Here is a 14,221-nt window from a genome sequence, read left to right as displayed (position 1 = left end):
GAGCCTCAATAGAACGCTCGCGGCGCACGCGGGCGCACGAACACGCGGCGGTACACCGTCTGCTGACCGGGCATTCCAGGCACCAGTCTGGAGGTCATGAGGAACGGGTTATACGACAGGAACACTTCGACGATGATGGCTGAATCGCCCGTGCGGAAGGGCCATGTCGTGGGCAGCGGCGCCGCGCTCGACACCCGCGACGCCATGCTCGAAGCCTTGCTGTTGGTCCATGAAGGCGGGGAGGCCGTCCACTGAACCTTCGGCGTGGCGGTCGTCATGGAGGTATCCATGTCCTTGCACTTCTTGCTGGAATCGGGATCGCACACGAAGGTCACGTACACCATGCCGTTGGCCTTCAATTGATACGGCGCGGCGAGGAGCGCCGCATCCTGCCACAGCGAGCCATAACTGTTGGCATCGGTGGTGTCGCTGTTGTCGGCGATGACGGAGGTCATCTGGCCGATAGTATTGGCGAGCGTGAAAGCCGTGCGATCGACCGCGCTGACCGCCCGGATATACATGTAGATTTCGGTGAAACCGAGCAGCACGAGCAGCATCATCGGCACGATGATCACGAACTCGATCGACACGCTGCCACGATCCGAGCGCAGCAGGCGGCCCAGTTTCGTCGCGATGGATCCGGCTGGTTCGCGGGTCGTTGTCATTTTTCGTTCAGCACGATGTAGTTGCGCTCGAAGGTCAGTTGGCTGATGCCGAACAGTTTCGGAACGCCGGTGATGCCGGGCATCTTGAGCTGGATGTTGTAGACGACCACGTCGCCGTATCCACCCATGTCCGACGTCGGCGCGTAGCTCGCGTTGGCGACGTTGTTATAGCCGTAACTGCCGTAGTTCTGTTCGGTGACGGCGATGGTCGCGCCGACGTTGCGCCATCCGCCGAGGATCGATTCGACCTTCGCCTGCGCCTCCTGCGACCGCGTGCCCGAAGTCGGCGCGGTCGTGGTCAGGCCGACACGCGACGCAACCTGTGCCGCGGCCTGCACCGATGCATCGGCGATCATCTCCAGTGCAATCTCGACGGTGCCGATGAAGAGGATCATCGCAATGATCCCGACGAACGCAAATTCGATCGACGCGATGCCGCGCTCGTCGCGCAGCAGTGCTTTCGCGAAGGCCGGTGAGCCCGGCCGGCGGCGCGCGGAGTGATTCATTTGAGGCGCGTGGTCTGCACCTGGGCCGTCGGAATGGCGGCGGGCGTGGCGGAGCCGGAGGGCGTCGCAGGGAAGACGGACGACGTACGTTGCAACAGCAGCTCGCGCTGCAGGTCGTAGTAGCGCAGGTTGTCCTCGACCGACGCCTTCGGCAGATCGCGCGACAGAATCTCGGCGGCCGCTTCGCGGTTGCCGAGCAGCCCGTAGGCGAGCGCGAGGTCCTGGCGGGCTTGCGGCGGCGCGGCGGGGAAGCGCGTGACGTCGAGCAGTACGTTCGCGCCTTCGCGCGGATCGCCGCCGAGCACCAGCGAGAGGCCGAGGTTCACCGAAATCAGCGGATCGCCTGCGTTCTTCCTGAGCGCCTGCCGCAACACGGCCTGTGCGCCCCGGTGATCGCCGCTCATGTCGAGTGCGGCGCCCAGTCCGGCCGAAGCGAGCGGATCGTCCGGCATCAGCGAGAGCAGGCGGCGGTACGTCGCGATGGCGTCGTCGAAGCGGCGCTGGCGCATCGCGACGCGCGCGATGCCGATGAGCGGCGCAGGCGCGTTCGCATCGTTCTTGCTGGCGCGATCGTAATAGACGCCCGCGCGCGTGAAGTCGCCGACCGCGTACAGCGTATTGCCCAGGCCCGTGAGGCCCGCGACCGAGTGCGGGTCCGCTTGCACCACTTTTTCGTAGAGCGACGTCGCGAGTTCGATGTTGCCGGAATCGAGCGCGGTCTCGGCGATTCGCATCTCGCTCATCGAGCTGGGCGCCGAGTTGCGCATCACCGGGCGGCTATCGACGCTCTGGCGGGACGTGGTCGTGCAGGCGCCGAGCAGGATCGCGAGCGTGGCGCAGCAGGCCGTCACACTCAGGCGGCGCACGGCGGGATGGGAGAACGGTGTGGTCTTCATCGTTTTGTAAAGACGCTGATGAGTTGGATGGCAGCCGGGCCTGCGGCGATCAGCATCACCGCGGGCAGGATGAAGAGCATCATCGGCACGGCCATCTTGGGGGCGAGCTTCGCAGCCTTTTCTTCGAGCGAGACGATGTGCGCGAGCCGCTCGGTGTGCGACAGCGTGCGCAACGCCTGCGTGATCGGAGTGCCGTAGCGCATCGATTGCGTGAGCGTGGAGATGAGCGCGCGAATCGACGGCAGATCGATGCGGTCGGCGAGCGCCTGCAAGGCGCGCGTGCTTTCACCCGAGAGCTTGAGCTCGTCGGCGGTCAGCGAGAATTCGCCCGACAGGGGCGGGCAGATGGTCTTCAGCTCGTCGGCGACGCGCCGGATCGACACGCCGAGACTATTCCCCGCGTTCGTGCAGATGACCAGCAGGTCGAGTGCATCGGGCAGGCACGAGGCCATGGCCTTGCGGCGCCGCGCGGCGAAGAAGCCGATCACGTATTCCGGCAGGATCATGCCGACCACGAAAACGAGCAGCATCATGACGCCGCGCACGGCCGGATAGCCGCCCACCACGGGAATATGCGAGCCGAGCATCACGGTGAACGCGGCGCAGACAAGCCCGACGACGAACTTGATCGCGAGCAGTACCGAGACCGCCGACTGGCTGCGATAGCCGCTGCGGATCATCTGCGTGCGCAGTTTTGCGCGGTACTTGGCGTCGAACAGCGGCAGACGGTCGCCCAGGCGGGCGAGGCGCTGCGCGAGGCGCGCCATGCGGCCGTCGTCGGTGTCCTCTTCGACCGCCATGCGTTCATTGCGCTGCACGACCGCGGCCTGACGCGTGCGCTCGGCGATGCGCCCGCGAGTACCGCCGTGCTTGGTCGCCCACCAGATCACGATGCTGACGACGAGCGCCAGCAGCATCAGCAGGTTGATCAGTGTTTCGAGGTTGTCCTGACTCATCGCGCCGTATCCAGTTTCGACATCTTTTGAACGATGATCAATCCCATCGTGAGGCAGACTGCCGCGCACATCAGCACCTTCTGGCCCGCCGAGGTATCGAACAGCACCATCAGATAAGCGCGATTGAGCATGAACATGCTGCCCAGAATGAAGAACGGAACCGAAGCGAGAATCTTGGTGGTGATGCGTGCCTCACCCGTCAGCGCCTTCGTTTTCTGGCGAATCTCACGGCGCTTGCGCACGATGCCCGCGAGGTTTTCGAGCGTCTCGCCGAGCTGGCCGCCGGTTTCGCGCTGGAGCAGCAGGCAGACGCAGAAGAACGAGAAATCCGCGATGCCGATGCGTGCAACCGCCGTGTCGAGCACTTCTTCGAGATCGAGACCGACCTTCAACGCGTCGCCCATCAATTTGAATTCGCTTTTGAGCGGCTCGGCGCATTCGCTGGACGCGACGCCCATGACGTGCGTGACCGGCACGCCGGCGCGCACCGCGCGCACGATCAGGTCGATCAGATCAGGGAAGCCCTCGAGGAAGCGCCGCTTGAAGCGCTCGACGAGAAAGCGGTACGACTGCATCGCGCCGAGCAGCGGCAGGCCGGCGAGCAACGCGGGCTTGGCGACGTCGGGCAGCGGCAGCAGATTCGTCATCAGCAGCGCGATGATTTCGGCCACGACCGTCGCGATGATCACGATGCGCAAGCCGTTCGCGCCAGCCACGGTCTTGAGGCGTGAGATCTTCGGTCCGAACCAGCGCGTGAACAGATTTTCGTTACGGCTGACGGTGAAGAGGTCGGCGACGTCATGGCGCGCGTCGCGGATATGCGAGCCGGTCGCGGGGAAGTCGGCCTTGACGCGGGCCTGGATGCGTGCGTCAGGCTGCTGCTTGCGCATGTCCTGCAGCATTAGCAGCATGATGCCGGCCAGCAGGGCGACGGCGAACACGCCGAATGTGATCAGATCGACGTTGCTCATGGGCGCATCGCCTCCAGCAGTGCGTCTTCGAGTCCGTAGTAGGCGGCGCGGGCCGCGAACGCCGGCCGCACCGACCCCGTTTCGAACACGCCTTTGACTTCCTCGCTGTAGGCGCTGGCGTCGTAATGGAACGCGAACAGGTCCTGCGTGATGATCACCTCGCCTTCCATGCCGACGAGTTCCGTGATGCGCGTGACGCGGCGCATGCCGTCGCGCATCCGTTCGATCTGCACGATCATGTGCACCGCGCTTGCAATCTGGCGGCGGATCGACAGCAGCGGCAGGTTGCCGTTCGCCATCATCACCATCGATTCGAGACGCGTGATGCCGTCGCGCGGCGTGTTCGCGTGGATCGTGGTCATCGAGCCGTCGTGGCCCGTGTTCATGGCCTGCAGCACGTCGAAGGCTTCGGAGCCGCGGGTTTCGCCGAGGATGATGCGGTCAGGACGCATCCGCAGCGCGTTGCGCACCAGATCGCGCTGCGTCACCGCGCCGAGTCCTTCGGCATTCTCGGGCCGCGTTTCCAGGCTGACCACGTGCGGCTGCACGAGCTGCAGTTCGGCCGCGTCCTCGATCGTCACCGTGCGTTCGCCATGGCCGATGAAGTGCGACAGCGCGTTGAGCAGCGTCGTCTTGCCCGAGCCCGTGCCGCCCGACACGATGATATTGAGGCGGCAGGTGCTCGCGAGCTTGAGCACGGTGGCCATCGCGGCGGACAGGTTGCCCTGCTGCGCCATGCGATGCAGCGTGATGTTGCGCTTGGAAAACTTCCGGATGGAGATCGAGGCGCCGTGGATCGCGAGCGGCGGCAGCACGACGTTCACCCGGCTGCCGTCGGCGAGACGGGCATCGACCATCGGGCTGCTTTCATCGACGCGACGGCCCACGCCCGCCGCAATGCGCTGCGCCACGTTGGTCACGTGGGTGTTGTCGCGGAACTTGCAATTCGTGAGTTCGAGACGGCCGTGCCGTTCCACCCAGACCTGATCGGGGCCGTTCACCAGCACGTCGGTGATGGTGTCGTCGGCGAGCAGCGGTTCGATCGGACCGAGGCCGAACATGTCGTTCAGCAGTTCGCCGACGATCTGCGCCTGTTCCGAGATCGTGATGTTGAGCCGTTCGCGCTCCGCGACTTCGAGCACGAGCTGTTCGACGCCCGGCTTCATCTGCTCGCGCGTCTTGCCGACGGCCGCGGATGCATTCATCGAGGCGAACACGCCGGTGCGGATGAGCCTGAACAGGTCCGAACGCACCAGCACCTCGTTGCCTTCCGGCGCCTGCACGCGCGGAGGCGGTGGCGCCGGGGCGGGAGCCGGCGCGAGCGCGGCAGCGTCGGCTGCCGCTTCCGTGTCGGGCTCCGGGCGGGTAACCTGTTTCTGTCCGAACATCAGCCTCTCCTGAGCCGGAGCTTCTGGAAGAACGAGCGCTCGGCGTTCATCTGCTGACCGGTCAGGTCGCCGCCGATACGCGTGATCATCTGATTGAAGCCGTTCGCGTTCTTCTCTTTCGGCGCTTCGCCGAGATTCTCGGCCGTTGCGAGCGCCTTCGCCTCGAACGGGATCTCGTACAGCACGTTGCGGCCGACCGCCGTCATGAAGTCGTTCAGTTGCACCTTGCCGCTCGAGACGGCATTCGGGTTGTTGACCAGCAGCGAGGTCGGCGGATTGTTGTCACGGTCCTCGATGTGACGCAGCAGGCGAATGGTCTCGCGCGTCGAATGCACCGAACGGTCGGCGATCAGATAGACGCGCGCGGCGTGATCCAGCGCTTCCTGCGCGAGCGGATCCGTCATCGGGCCGACGTCGAGAATCACGTAGTGAAAGCTGTCGCACAGCAGTTCGAGCACGCGCGGCAGCGCACCGGCGCCGAACGGCCGCGCGGCGCCGTATTCGAGTTCCGCGGAGAGCATGAAGAGCCGGGTGCCCTTGGCGACCAGTGTGCGCTCCACGTATTGCGGATCAAGGCGGTGCACGTTCTGCAACACGTCGACCAGGCCGTTGTTGCTTTGCAGGCCGAGCATCGAGTTGGCGGCGCCGCCGTTCAGGTTCAGGTCCACATAGGCGACGCGGCGGTGCGTGTCTTCGGACAGGTGACGCGCCACGTTGAGCGCCAGCGTCGTGACGCCGACGCCGCCCCGCGAACCCGCAAACGCGATGGTCTTGCCGGCGCGCGCCAGCATCACCGGGCTGACCTTGCCTTCCGAGACGTTCACCGTGCGCTTGAGCAGTTCGACGGTGATCGGCTTGACGAGATAGTCGCGCACGCCAATCTTGAGCAGGCTGCGGAACAGGCCCACGTCATTGCGCTCGCCGAGCGCCACCACCTGCACCGAGGGCTCGCACACTTCGGCGAGACGGCCGAGGTCGGAGAGCGGCATCACGGATTCCTGCAGATCCACCAGCAGGAAGAGCGGCGAGCGGTCGACCTTGGCGAGATACGCAATTGCGTCGTCGACGTTGCCCACGACGATATGCGCGTGCGGCATCGCCTGTTCGAGCACGAAGCTCTTCACGATCTGTTCGGTCTTGCGATCGGACACGAACGCGATGAAGTCCGCATTGCGCGCGCTCGACTTGGTCTTCGAAAAGGAAAGCTCTGTGCTCATGGCTGGCCTGGTCTGACTTGGGCTGAATTGCGTTGCATCACTTGCTGCTGCGCGAGGTCGACGTGTCGAGCGGGATCACGTGACCGGTCTCGTAACGCCTAACCGCGCTCGCCGCCACGGCCGCGTCCGCCGGGCCGAGCGTCTGCGGATGCACGGCGTCTTCGGGACGTGCGAGTTGCGCGGCCAGGTTGGTGTACGTGGCGCAGCCCCATTGCATGCTCGGCCGGCGGATGCCGGCGTCCGTCAGCAGCGACGGGCGCGAGAGGCTGGCGCAGTCGGGCGGCACGGCGTTCGTGCCGTCGTAGCCGATCACCGTTTCGTTCGGCATGTTGCGCGGCGGCTTGAAGCAGCCGCTGGCGGCGACGGCGAACACGCCGGCGATGAGAAGGGAAAGCAGTCGTGTGTGTTTCATGACGGGCTCAATAGACGTAGCCGGCCGCGCCGACAAGACGCGGCTGTCCGGCCTGAGCCGCCGCGTCGCCGTTCTGGCGCCGGAAGCTGTATTCGACATCGCTCGACGGCGAGATCAGCGAATCGAGCGGGGTACGCAGTTTCGACGGATCGGTCGGCTCGACCAGATACGGCGTGACCATGATCACCAGCTCGGTCTTGTTGTTCTGGTAGTTGGTCGACGAGAACAGCTTGCCGAGCACCGGGATCGAGCCCAGGCCGGGCACCTGCGAAACCACGTCGCTGGTATTGCTCTGCAGCAGCCCGCCGATCGCGAAGCTCTGGCCGCTCGCCAGTTCCACGGTGGTGTCCGCGCGGCGCACCGACAGGCCCGGCACGGTGATGCCGCCGGTCGTGACGCTCGCCGTCGTGTCGATCTGGCTGACCTCGGGGCGCACCTTCAGGCTGATGCGGCGGTCCGTCATCACGGTTGGCGTGAAGTCGAGCTTGACGCCGAACTGCTTGAACTCGACCGTGATCGCGCCGTTGACTTGCGACACCGGAATCGGGAATTCGCCGCCCGCGAGGAAGCTCGCGGTCTGGCCCGAGAGCGCGACGAGATTCGGCTCGGCGAGCACGGTGAGCAGACCTTCCTGGTTCAGCGCATCGACGAGCGCGCGGATGTCCACGTTGTTCGTCTTGAAGGCGCCCAGAATAGAGTAAGCGTTGTTGGTCGGCAGGTTGACCGGATAGGTCACGGCGCCGTTGGCGGCGGTGAGCGGCTGGTTCAGGTTGTAGATCGAACGGCCGCTGAAGACGCCGCCGTAGAAGTTGCCGACCGCGTTGCCCATCGCCTGCCAGTTGATGCCGAGCTGCTGCGTGACGTTGCGGTCCACTTCCGTGATGCGCACGCGCAGTTGCACTTGCAGCGGCCGGTCGATCGTCATGCGGTTGACCAGCACTTCCTTCTCGGCGAGATAGGGCGTCACCGTCTGCACGATGGCGTCGGCATCCGCCGGATTCGATGCCTGGCCGCTCAGCGTCAGCGTGCCCGGTCCCGTACCGATCTGCACGTTCGCGTTAGGGAAGCGTGCGGTGAGCATGCCGCGCAGCATGGTCAGGTCGCGCGAGACGATGATCGTGCGCTGCACGAGCGGCCGGTTATTGGCGCCGAGCACGTAGAGCGTGGTCGAGCCGGTTTTCTTGCCGAGCACGAACACCGCGCGCGGCGAGGGTACGTGCACGTCGGCGATGGTCGGATCCGCGACGAACACCGATACGGCGTTCTCGTTGAGCGACAACATCGTGCCCTTGCTCGCGTCCAGCACGAGCGGGCCTTGCGGCGCGGCGGGCGACATCGCGTCCGTCGAAGCGGTGCGGACGGGCGAGGCTGCGCCGGCGTGCGGCGGCAGCTTCGCCGGCGGCGCGGCGTGGGCGACCGTGCACGCGAGCAACGCTGCGCACGCCAACGCCGGCGCGCTGCGCGTCTGATCGATACTTCCCGCGATACCGCTCGCGAGCCGACTCCAACTGAACTGCGTTTTCATGAATGTGAATCCTGGCGATGGCGCGCGTTCGAACAAGGGCACGGGATCAACGCTCCGCGGGCACGGAGGGCAGCGGCGGAACGCCCTGGCCGGAGCCCGCCTGCGCGACGGTCGACGTATCCGATTTCTCGGAACCGCGGTAGATGGTCACCATGCGCGGGGCGGCCGGCGTGGCGCTCGGCGTACCGGACTGAGCCGGACGCGGGCGCGGCAGGTCCCGGACGGCGCGTGAAATGTCACCGGCCCAGATGGGCTTGCGCTCGGGCGCCGATGCGCCCATGGGCGCTGCCGGATCGCGGCTGACGGTGGCGAAGCTGCGCAGCGCAAGCGACAGGCTGCCGAGCCGCGCCGCGACCGCGACGACTTCGCCCATGCGCGGCGTCACTTCGAGGGTGACAGTACGGGCGCGCACCACGGCGACATCCGCGTCAGCGCCACCGCTGCCGCTGTTGTTGGGCCGCTTGATTTCAGAGCCGACGGCCAGCACGCGTACGTGCTCCACCACCGTTTCGCTCGATACCGCGAGATCGGGGGAGTCGGTGCGGCGCTCCATCTGCTGGGTGAGCAGCAGATCGACGTAGTCGCCCGGCTGGATCAGGCCGGCATTGCCGGACACATCGTCGACGGCGACCGAGACCGCGCGCATGTCGGGCTTGAGGGTCGCGGCGAGGAAGCCGGGCGCGCTCGGCAGAAAGACGTCGTCGGACACCAGCACGGTGCCGCTCGTGACCGGATGGCGCAACAGCGCGCCCTTCAGGCTGGGCGCTCCCTCCACGCCGTTGACGATGGCATTCGGCGGCAATTGCGCTTTCGGGATCTCCTTCCAGGCGAGATCCTCGTCGCGCAGCAGCAGGCCCTGCGGCAGATCCGCGGCGCTCACCAGCACTTTTTCGCTTGTCACGACCGGCTTCGACGGGTGCGAAGCGCCCGCAACGACCACGCGCACGATCAGCGCGATCAGAAGCGCGCCGACCAGCAGTACGGCAAATTTAATGATATTGGACATAGGGACGCCGTCCTATCGCGTCGAAATGAGGGGCAGCAGGGCAGGCAGCATGATCACGAGGCCGCCGCCGAAGGCAAGCGCCACGCCGTACGGAACGCCGCGGGCCGCGGAAAACATGGCGAGGGCGCGAAGCGGCATGGAGCGATGAGACGGATTCATGTTGCGGGTGGCGAGACTCACGAGCGACACCACGGTCCCGATGACCGAGACGAGTGTCAGCGTGGCGAGCGAAAGACCGAATCCCACCCACAGAAAAATGACTGATGCGAGCTTGGCGTCGCCGCCGCCCAGCATCTTTGCAGCGAACAACAGCGCGCAGGCCAGAAACACGATGACCGCGAGCACCAGATGCGAGATGACATCGTCGAGCGACATGCCGGCGACGAACGCATCGAGGAAAAACAGTGCGCCGATCGTGAGAACTATGCTCGTCGGCAAGCGTCGGGTGCGCACGTCGGCGATCGCGAGCCAAAGCAAGGCGCCGAGCACGGCAAGACGAATGATGAGAGACAGGGCGGTCACGATGGGCTCGATTCGGGGGAGGGCAGGTTGAGGTCCGGGCGTGTGAAGACCGGACCTGTGGCTCGACTGCTTAGCCCGCCGCTGCCTTGACCTTCGTGGTCAGGTTCGAGAAGACGTCTTGCATGTTGGTGCTGAAGGCGCTGCCGACAGCGACCAGCGCGACCACGACGATGCCGGCGAGGATCGCGTATTCCATGGCGCTGACGCCACGTTCGTCACGGACGAAGGCTTTGATGAATTTCTGCATGTTGCTTCCTTGATGAGTGAGGTTTGGGCTTGCAGTACCAGAGGGATTTGCTTACCGATTTGGATCATATCCACGGCGGCCCTGGCCAATCGCTGGAACAAAAGGCGAAACAGGCCTTAATTCAACTCGACTTGGGTGCTATGGATAAGCCCGTTAACGGCATGCGTCTGAGTGGCTTTAACCCTGTTTGCAGAAAAGATTCGAACGTTTGCTTCGGCTGAGATGAACGCCTTTGACAACAGAAAACGATTGCGTTTTTTGTCTCTTCAGCAAGCAAACGATTGGCGTGCTGATCCGTTGCATCGAACGGATCCGGGCGGACGGCGAGCGGGTCGACCGTCGTCGAGACGTGTCGGCGCGTAAAACGTTTGCGGGCACATGCGTTGCTCGCGGGATCAGCGCAGTTTCACTTCACTCGAGGAGGTCTGACATGCCCGAAAGGAAAACTCTCGCGCGCGCTTCGCAAGCGAAGCGCGCAGGCAAGTCCGGTAGCACCCAGGCAGGCGCGTTCGTGAAGGAGCAGATCGACCATATTCGCGAAGGCAAGCACGGCGCGAAGTCGGCGAAGCAGGCCATCGCGATCGGGTTGTCCGAGGCCCGACGCTCCGGCGTCAAGATGAAGGCGCCCAGCAAGAGCACGACCTCCGCCGCCACCCGCAAGAAGGCCGCGCAGGACACGAAGGCCGCGCATCGCACCAAGAAGAGCCCCAGCACCGAGTCGAAGGCGAAGCGCTCGGCGGCGTCTACCCGCGCGTTGAAGCGGGAGAGCACGAGGGCCGCGTCGCCCAAGGCGCTGTCGCGGCAGACCCATGCGGCGTCGAGCAGGCGCTCGGCTGCGGATCGATCGGCGGCGGCGAAGAAGGGCTGGGCGACGCGCCGCGCCAATGCAGCGGCGGCATCGAAAGGAACACGCGCGCGTCACGCGTCGCGCTGAGCGCGGCGCTTGCGGGCGATTCGCGAGTACGACAGCGCCATCGTCGCGAGTTCCTGGGCGGCGGGCGTCAGCGGCACGCCCGCTCGTCGCACCAGGCAGACCGGCGTGCTCGCAGCCCGCTCGGCTATCTTGAGCACGGTCACGTGGTCGCGGAAAAACGGGTGAGCCGCGAGGCCCGCCGGTTCCAGGCCGAGATAGTCGCTCGCGGCGATGCAATGCAGCGTATCGAACACGGCTTCGGTCGTCGCGGCGATGCTCGGCGCGGGCAAGCGCGCGTCTTCGAAGAGCGCGGAGAGCCGGTTGCCCGCGGTCTCGCCGCTACGTTGCCGCGTGCTGACCCATTGTGCGTCGCGCAGGTCGGCGAGCATGCGGGCCCGCGCGAGCGGATGATCGCGCCGCGCAATCACCGCGACGTCCGATTCGAAGAGCGGCGTCGTTCCCATGTCGTGAACGTCCGCGTCCGGCGCGATCAGCGCGAGCGCGAAGTCGAGACGGCCTTCGCGGACCCACGAAGTCAGCATCCGTGAAGTCGCGCTGGTCAGGTGCACGTCGATTCGCGGGCAGCGCTCGCGATAGCTCTCCAGCAACGCGGGAAACAGCCGCATCGTGGCTTCGGCCGACAGTCCGAGCGCCACGCGGCCCGTCAGATCGCCCTGAAGCTGACGCATTTCGTCTTCGGTCTTGCGGCACTCGCCGAGAATCAGTTCCGCGCGTACGCGCAATCGCTCGCCGATTGGCGTCAGGCGCGCTCCGCGCACGTCGCGCTCGAACAGCGGGCCGCCCGCCTGTGCCTCCAGCTTGCGCATGTGCTGCGTGACGCCGCTCTGCGCGACGTCGAGCCGCCGCGCCGCCGCGCGTACACTGCCCGCGTCCGCCACGGCGATGAACATGCGCAATTGGGTGAGAGTCAGTTCCATCGTCAGGTTCGCGACAGGGCGATCACGAAAAGTGAACATGATAAGCAAATTGCCTCTTCTGGTGGGCATCGGGCGCTCGTAGTATCGAGACCCTGAATAACCTCTTCACCGCGCCCCATGCCCCGATTCCACGCTCTCATGCTGGCCGCCATCCTCGCGGCTGCCGCACCCGCTCATGCCAAGGACGCCGACACCCTGCGGCTCGGCATCGACCCCGGCTATCCGCCGATGGACGTCAAGACGCCCGACGGCCACGTCGCCGGTTTCGACGTCGATCTCGGCGACGAAATCTGCCGCCGCATCGCCATGCATTGCCAGTGGGTCGAGCTCGAATTCTCTGGGATGATTCCGGCGCTGCAGGCGCGCAAGATCGACGGGATCATGTCGTCGATGGCGATCACCGACAAGCGCATGAAGCAGATCGCCTTCTCCAACAAGCTGTTCCAGTTCCGCTCGCGGCTGATCGCGAAGCAGGGCGCGCCGCTCACGGCCAGCGCGGACGGCTTGCGCGGCAAGCGGATCGGCGTGCAGAGCGGCAGTCAGTTCGAGACCTATGCAATGAAAAACTGGGCGCCGGGCGGCGTCGAGGTGGTTCCCTATCAGAGCATGGAAGGGGTGCTGAACGACCTCACGGCAGGCCGTATCGATGCCGCGCTGCTCGGCTCGGTGGAGGCCGAGCACGGTTTTCTGAAGACGCCGCGCGGCGCGGGCTTCGGGTTCGTCGGCGAGCCGCTTTCGATGGGCGATCACGGCGTCGGCATGGGCATGCGGCAGGACGACGCCGCGCTCAAGGCGAAGGTCGATCGCGCGGTGAAGGACATGCGCGCCGACGGCACGTATCAGAAGATCGCCCGCAAGTATTTCGACTTCGATGTCTACGGCGACTGATCATGCACATCCAGCGCGATTCCCTCCTCTCGACCACGCTCGGCACGACGCGCGAACTCGTCAGCTTTCATTTCGGCGACGCGCGGGGCGCGGGCGAGCAGGTCTATATCCAGGCATCGCTGCACGCCGACGAAACGCCCGCGATGCTCGCCGCCTGGGCCCTCAAGAAGCGTCTCGCCGGACTGGAGGCGCAAGGCCGCCTGCGCGGCGCCGTGGTGCTGGTGCCGGTGGCGAATCCCATCGGGCTGTCGCAGCATGTGCTCGGGCAGTTCCTCGGGCGCTTCGAGGCGAACAGCGGCCAGAATTTCAACCGCGGCTTTCCGCTGCCGACCGCGGCCGCGTTGATCGAGCGGGTCGCGGAGCCGTTCTCGCCGCACGATGGCGCGCACAACGCGCGTCTGTTGCGCGCCGCGTTGCTCGCGCTGCTCGGCGAGACGACGGTGAAGAACGAGTTCGAAGACTTGCGGCTCGTGCTGCTCAGGCTCGCGTCGCAGGCGGATATCGTGCTCGACCTGCACTGCTCGCTCGAAGCGACCGTGCATCTGTATACCAGCCCGGCAAGTTGGCCGGCGCTCGAACCGCTCGCGCGCCATCTCGACGCCAACGGCGTGCTGCTCGCGACGGATTCCGGCGGGCAGTCGTTCGATGAAGTCCACGCGCTCCTGTGGAACCAGGTTCGGGAGCGTCTGGGCGACGCCGTGCCGCTCGCCGCGCCGAATCTCGCGGCGACGGTGGAATATCGCGGCCAACGCGACGTCGATTACGACACCGCTGCGCACGATGCCGAAGCCATCGTCCAGTTCCTGATCGGGCGCGGCGTGATCGAGGGCGAAGCGCAGACGCCGCCGCCGCTCGAACAGCCCGCGACGCCGCTCGCGGGCAGCGAGCAGCTGACGGCGCCGGTGAGCGGCATCGTCGTGTATCGGGCGAAGGTGGGCGCGCGGTTGCGGGCGGGCGATCCGGTGTTCGATATCGTCGATCCGATCACGGACGCGGTGACGACCGTCACCACGCGCAATGACGGCGTGTTCTACATGCGGCGCGCGATCCGCTTCGTGCCCGCCGGAGCGCCGATGGGGCGCGTAACAGGCGAGACGCCGATCAGGAGCGGCGTGTTGATCGGGGCTTGAGCGGGGACGGGCACGCCAAGCACGCCCGACGCCGCGTCGCT

At 65.9% G+C, this 14,221-nt stretch carries 16 protein-coding genes; 3 read left to right on the top strand and 13 right to left on the bottom strand.

The window, feature by feature from the left end; translation table 11 throughout:
- Positions 1–5: 5 nt before the first annotated feature.
- The 12 genes from QCE64_RS32400 to QCE64_RS32345 all read right to left on the bottom strand — a co-directional run bounded on the left by QCE64_RS32400 (position 6) and on the right by QCE64_RS32345 (position 10,311).
- Complete coding sequence (locus tag QCE64_RS32400) at positions 6–665, bottom strand: TadE/TadG family type IV pilus assembly protein (RefSeq protein WP_309935048.1); 660 nt, start codon at positions 663–665, stop codon at positions 6–8.
- The gene (locus QCE64_RS32395) at positions 662–1,171 is read right to left on the bottom strand and encodes a pilus assembly protein (protein WP_309926760.1); all 510 of its coding nucleotides are present in this window, start codon (positions 1,169–1,171) and stop codon (positions 662–664) included. The genes QCE64_RS32400 and QCE64_RS32395 overlap by 4 nt, the downstream gene beginning before the upstream one ends.
- Complete coding sequence (locus tag QCE64_RS32390) at positions 1,168–2,067, bottom strand: tetratricopeptide repeat protein (RefSeq protein ID WP_310008250.1); 900 nt, start codon at positions 2,065–2,067, stop codon at positions 1,168–1,170. The genes QCE64_RS32395 and QCE64_RS32390 overlap by 4 nt, the downstream gene beginning before the upstream one ends.
- Positions 2,064–3,023 carry a type II secretion system F family protein gene (locus QCE64_RS32385; RefSeq protein ID WP_309926754.1) on the bottom strand — a complete coding sequence of 320 codons (960 nt, stop codon included), beginning with the start codon at positions 3,021–3,023 and terminating at the stop codon, positions 2,064–2,066. The genes QCE64_RS32390 and QCE64_RS32385 overlap by 4 nt, the downstream gene beginning before the upstream one ends.
- Complete coding sequence (locus tag QCE64_RS32380; protein ID WP_309926750.1) at positions 3,020–3,994, bottom strand: type II secretion system F family protein; 975 nt, start codon at positions 3,992–3,994, stop codon at positions 3,020–3,022. Before QCE64_RS32380 ends, QCE64_RS32385 begins: the two co-directional genes overlap by 4 nt.
- On the bottom strand, positions 3,991–5,382 hold the full coding sequence (locus QCE64_RS32375) for a CpaF family protein (protein WP_309926748.1): 1,392 nt from the start codon (positions 5,380–5,382) through the stop codon (positions 3,991–3,993). The genes QCE64_RS32380 and QCE64_RS32375 overlap by 4 nt, the downstream gene beginning before the upstream one ends.
- Positions 5,382–6,599 (bottom strand): AAA family ATPase, encoded by a 1,218-nt coding sequence (locus tag QCE64_RS32370; protein WP_309935043.1) that lies wholly within the window; start codon positions 6,597–6,599, stop codon positions 5,382–5,384. Before QCE64_RS32370 ends, QCE64_RS32375 begins: the two co-directional genes overlap by 1 nt.
- Before the next feature lie 37 nt (positions 6,600–6,636).
- Complete coding sequence (locus QCE64_RS32365) at positions 6,637–7,011, bottom strand: CpaD family pilus assembly lipoprotein (RefSeq protein ID WP_309926745.1); 375 nt, start codon at positions 7,009–7,011, stop codon at positions 6,637–6,639.
- Between the two features lie 7 nt (positions 7,012–7,018).
- Entirely contained in the window at positions 7,019–8,536 is a 1,518-nt protein-coding gene (locus tag QCE64_RS32360; protein ID WP_404987710.1) for a type II and III secretion system protein family protein, read from the bottom strand.
- Between the two features lie 46 nt (positions 8,537–8,582).
- Entirely contained in the window at positions 8,583–9,542 is a 960-nt protein-coding gene (gene cpaB, locus QCE64_RS32355; protein WP_309926743.1) for a Flp pilus assembly protein CpaB, read from the bottom strand.
- Between the two features lie 12 nt (positions 9,543–9,554).
- Positions 9,555–10,031, bottom strand: a complete 477-nt coding sequence (locus QCE64_RS32350; RefSeq protein WP_309926740.1) for a prepilin peptidase — start codon at positions 10,029–10,031, stop codon at positions 9,555–9,557.
- 103 nt (positions 10,032–10,134) lie between these two features.
- Positions 10,135–10,311: a Flp family type IVb pilin gene (locus QCE64_RS32345; RefSeq protein ID WP_309926739.1), complete on the bottom strand. Its 177-nt coding sequence runs from the start codon at positions 10,309–10,311 to the stop codon at positions 10,135–10,137.
- Between the two features lie 430 nt (positions 10,312–10,741).
- Between QCE64_RS32345 and QCE64_RS32340 the strand changes: the two genes are divergently transcribed.
- Positions 10,742–11,245: a DUF6496 domain-containing protein gene (locus QCE64_RS32340; protein ID WP_310008248.1), complete on the top strand. Its 504-nt coding sequence runs from the start codon at positions 10,742–10,744 to the stop codon at positions 11,243–11,245.
- On the opposite strand, the gene QCE64_RS32335 is transcribed toward QCE64_RS32340, so the two are convergent.
- A complete protein-coding gene (locus QCE64_RS32335; RefSeq protein ID WP_310008246.1) occupies positions 11,230–12,162 on the bottom strand; it encodes a LysR substrate-binding domain-containing protein in 933 nt (310 codons plus the stop codon). The genes QCE64_RS32340 and QCE64_RS32335 overlap by 16 nt on opposite strands.
- Before the next feature lie 117 nt (positions 12,163–12,279).
- Between QCE64_RS32335 and QCE64_RS32330 the strand changes: the two genes are divergently transcribed.
- Positions 12,280–13,050 carry a transporter substrate-binding domain-containing protein gene (locus QCE64_RS32330; RefSeq protein WP_310008244.1) on the top strand — a complete coding sequence of 257 codons (771 nt, stop codon included), beginning with the start codon at positions 12,280–12,282 and terminating at the stop codon, positions 13,048–13,050.
- Between the two features lie 2 nt (positions 13,051–13,052).
- Positions 13,053–14,180: a M14 family metallopeptidase gene (locus QCE64_RS32325; RefSeq protein ID WP_310008242.1), complete on the top strand. Its 1,128-nt coding sequence runs from the start codon at positions 13,053–13,055 to the stop codon at positions 14,178–14,180.
- Positions 14,181–14,221 lie beyond the last annotated feature (41 nt).

The sequence above is a fragment of the Caballeronia sp. LZ043 genome (genome assembly GCF_031451075.1).
Classification (GTDB): domain Bacteria; phylum Pseudomonadota; class Gammaproteobacteria; order Burkholderiales; family Burkholderiaceae; genus Caballeronia.
This window is presented reverse-complemented; position numbering and strand designations above follow the sequence as displayed.